This window comes from Mycobacterium sp. 852002-53434_SCH5985345 (genome assembly GCF_001667155.1).
Lineage (GTDB): Bacteria > Actinomycetota > Actinomycetes > Mycobacteriales > Mycobacteriaceae > Mycobacterium.
In genome coordinates, this window is record NZ_LZIE01000084.1 from 1 (window position 1) to 2,626 (window position 2,626).

At 67.0% G+C, this 2,626-nt stretch carries 3 protein-coding genes and 1 pseudogene; 2 read left to right on the forward strand and 2 right to left on the reverse strand.

The features are described from left to right. Window positions 1-176: 176 nt before the first annotated feature. Window positions 177-1,109 carry a class I SAM-dependent methyltransferase gene (locus A5756_RS21190; RefSeq protein WP_066957137.1) on the forward strand — a complete coding sequence of 311 codons (933 nt, stop codon included), beginning with the start codon at window positions 177-179 and terminating at the stop codon, window positions 1,107-1,109. After that, window positions 1,106-1,741: a class I SAM-dependent methyltransferase gene (locus A5756_RS21195; protein WP_066957140.1), complete on the forward strand. Its 636-nt coding sequence runs from the start codon at window positions 1,106-1,108 to the stop codon at window positions 1,739-1,741. Before A5756_RS21190 ends, A5756_RS21195 begins: the two co-directional genes overlap by 4 nt. A 7-nt stretch (window positions 1,742-1,748) precedes the next feature. Here the strand turns inward: A5756_RS21195 and A5756_RS21200 are convergent, their stop codons facing one another. Continuing rightward, window positions 1,749-2,108 (reverse strand): hypothetical protein, encoded by a 360-nt coding sequence (locus A5756_RS21200; protein ID WP_066957143.1) that lies wholly within the window; start codon window positions 2,106-2,108, stop codon window positions 1,749-1,751. 217 nt (window positions 2,109-2,325) lie between these two features. Continuing rightward, window positions 2,326-2,626 (reverse strand): annotated as a pseudogene (locus A5756_RS26545) (chitin-binding protein); the annotation flags it as partial.

The window sequence follows — 2,626 nt, forward strand, 5'->3', positions numbered from 1 at the left end:
GCCGAGTGGACCCGGTGGACCGGGTGGTCCTGGCGGCCCGGGTGGTCCCGGTCCGGGGTAGGGGTCGGTAGCCGGACGCCCGAGCCGCGCGGCCTGCCGCGAAATGCTCGGGAACTTATCGCCCCTGGCGGTCGTTATACTGACTAAGTATCGCTTAGACCGAGGGGACCAAACGCATGCCACGCACGGACAACGACACCTGGGATTTGGCCACCAGTGTGGGCGCGACGGCCACGATGGTGGCCGCGGCCCGAGCGATCGCTACCAAGGCCGACAACCCGCTGATCGAGGACCGTTTCGCCGAACCACTGGTTCGCGCCGTGGGCGTGGACTTCTTCACGCGATGGGTCGACGGCGACCTCGTCGCGGCCGACGTCGACGACCACGAATCCGGTTGGAAACTCGAGCACATGCCCGTGGCGATGGCCGCCCGGACCCGGTTCTTCGACACCTTCTTTCACAACGCGGCGCAAGCCGGGATCCGTCAGGCGGTGATCCTGGCGTCCGGCCTCGACGCACGCGCCTACCGGCTGGAATGGCCCGCCGACATGGCGGTGTTCGAAATCGACCAGCCGGAGGTGATCGAGTTCAAGACCACCACCCTGGCGAAGCTGGGCGCCGCCCCCCGGGCGGACCTGCGCACGGTCGCAATTGACTTGCGACTTGACTGGCCGAAAGCGTTGGTGGATGCCGGTTTTGACAAGCGCCGCCCGACCGCATGGATCGCGGAAGGTCTCTTCGGGTACCTGCCGCCAGAGGCTCAAGACCGCTTGCTGGACAACATCTCCGCGCTGAGTGCCCAGGGCAGCAGGCTGGCTGTTGAAGCCATCCCGGACCGGCCGCAGCAGGACGTCGAAAAAGCGCGGGAAATGATGCGCAGGGCCACCGCCAAATGGCGCGACCACGGCTTCGAGCTGGATTGGGAGGAGCTGGGTTTCGAGGGTGAGCGCAACGAGGTCGCCGACTACCTGAAAAACCTGGGATGGCAGACGGTCGGCACTCAGATGAGTGAGCTGCTGGCTGACAGTGGGCTGGCGGCGATTCCGCAGGCGAACGACTCGGTGTCCGTCGCCGACACCGTCTACTACAGCTCGGTGCTGAGCGAATGACGGCACCGAGTCGACGAGGACTCAACGACGCGGTCACGCGGCTCTGGAGCTTTTTGGCTCCGGCGTACGATCTGCCGTTCCTGCAGCAGTGGGTTTACCGCCCGCCGCACGATGAGGTGATTGCGCAGTTACGCGCCCACCACGCCCGCAAGATCGCCGATATCGCCTGCGGCACGGGCATTCTCAGTGATCGGATCGCCCGCGAGCTGGAGCCGGAAGAGATCTACGGTGTAGACATGTCCGACGGTATGCTCGCCCAGGCGCGCGCCAGAACCGACCGAGTGCAGTGGTTGCGCGGCCCGGCTGAGCAGCTGCCCTTCGACGACGGCGCGCTCGACGCCGTGGTGACCACCTCGGCGTTCCACTTCTTTGACCAGCCCGCGGCGTTGCGCGAATTCCACCGCGTGCTGGCGCCGGGCGGGTTGGTGGCCGTCGCGGCCCTGAGTACGCGGCAACCGCGGCTGCAGGCATCGTCGGCGAATAGGTGGAAACCGCAACACAATGCGTCGCCGGCGGAGATGAAGTCTTTGTTCGAGGGCGCCGGGTTCGTCATCAGCGATCAGCACCGCATCCCACGGCCGGCCTGGACGCGGATCATCTCCGACCTGATCACCGTCGGCACCAAGGGCTGAGCGGTCGTCAGGCGGCTAGCCTGCTCACGACGCGTGGGGCCGGTCGCGAGAAATGCTCGTAGTCACCGGTGTACACGACGCGCGAGGGGCGATAGCCGGGGACAGACCGCCCCACGGTGATTGCACAGCGCCGAGCGAAACGCTCCCGCCCGCGCGCAACCGTCCGTTCGATGAAGTCGGTGGCGATCCAGCTGGCGCCGAATACCGCCGCCGAGACACCGAATTGAAGCGGCGAGCCGACCGCAAGAGCGACCAGTGCGCAGATTCCGGACACCACCGCGACGACCAGTGTGCCTGCGTACAGGAGGGTCACACGCGGGTCCGGCGCCTGCGGCGAGATAGCGGGCTTGGAGTCAGGCGTGGTCATCGCGCCTCCCCTTCAGTCGATTACACAGGCCAGGCAGGTGCGGAAACGCAACTGTGACCTCGATGTTTCGCTATCGAGACCCGTCAAACGAGGGCCATACGGCACCTATGGCATGGCGGACGGCCCGCACCGAAAGGCCAAAAGTCCCGGAGCTATCGACTGACAGCACAACGCCCGCCTCGCCGAGTGGCGAAGCGGGCGTTGCTTTTACCGCTGTTTACAGCGGAATCCAAACCCCGAAGAACCAGAAGCCCCACTGATTGAATCCGGGGTCCCACACGGGAGTTTCCTGGTAGCCCCAGTAGTTGATCGGGCCATATCCCCACTGCCCGCCGGGCGGGGGGAGCGGCCGGTCCCACGCGGGCCGGGGCGGCTCACCGGGTCCCCAAGGTGCCGGCCCGTCACCCCACGGGGCACCCCGGAAGTAGCCGCGGTGGGCGTCTCCGTGCCAGGGTCCGCCCGGATGATCGGGCGCGCCAGGTCCGCCGGGGCCGCCGGGTCCACCCGGATGATCGGGT

Bases quoted from the DNA above. Each gene is read 5' to 3' on its own strand.
- A5756_RS21190 (WP_066957137.1), top strand. From the start codon at position 177: ATGCCACGCACGGACAACGACACCTGGGATTTGGCCACCAGTGTGGGC.
- A5756_RS21195 (WP_066957140.1), top strand. From the start codon at position 1,106: ATGACGGCACCGAGTCGACGAGGACTCAACGACGCGGTCACGCGGCTC.
- A5756_RS21200 (WP_066957143.1), bottom strand. From the start codon at position 2,108: ATGACCACGCCTGACTCCAAGCCCGCTATCTCGCCGCAGGCGCCGGAC.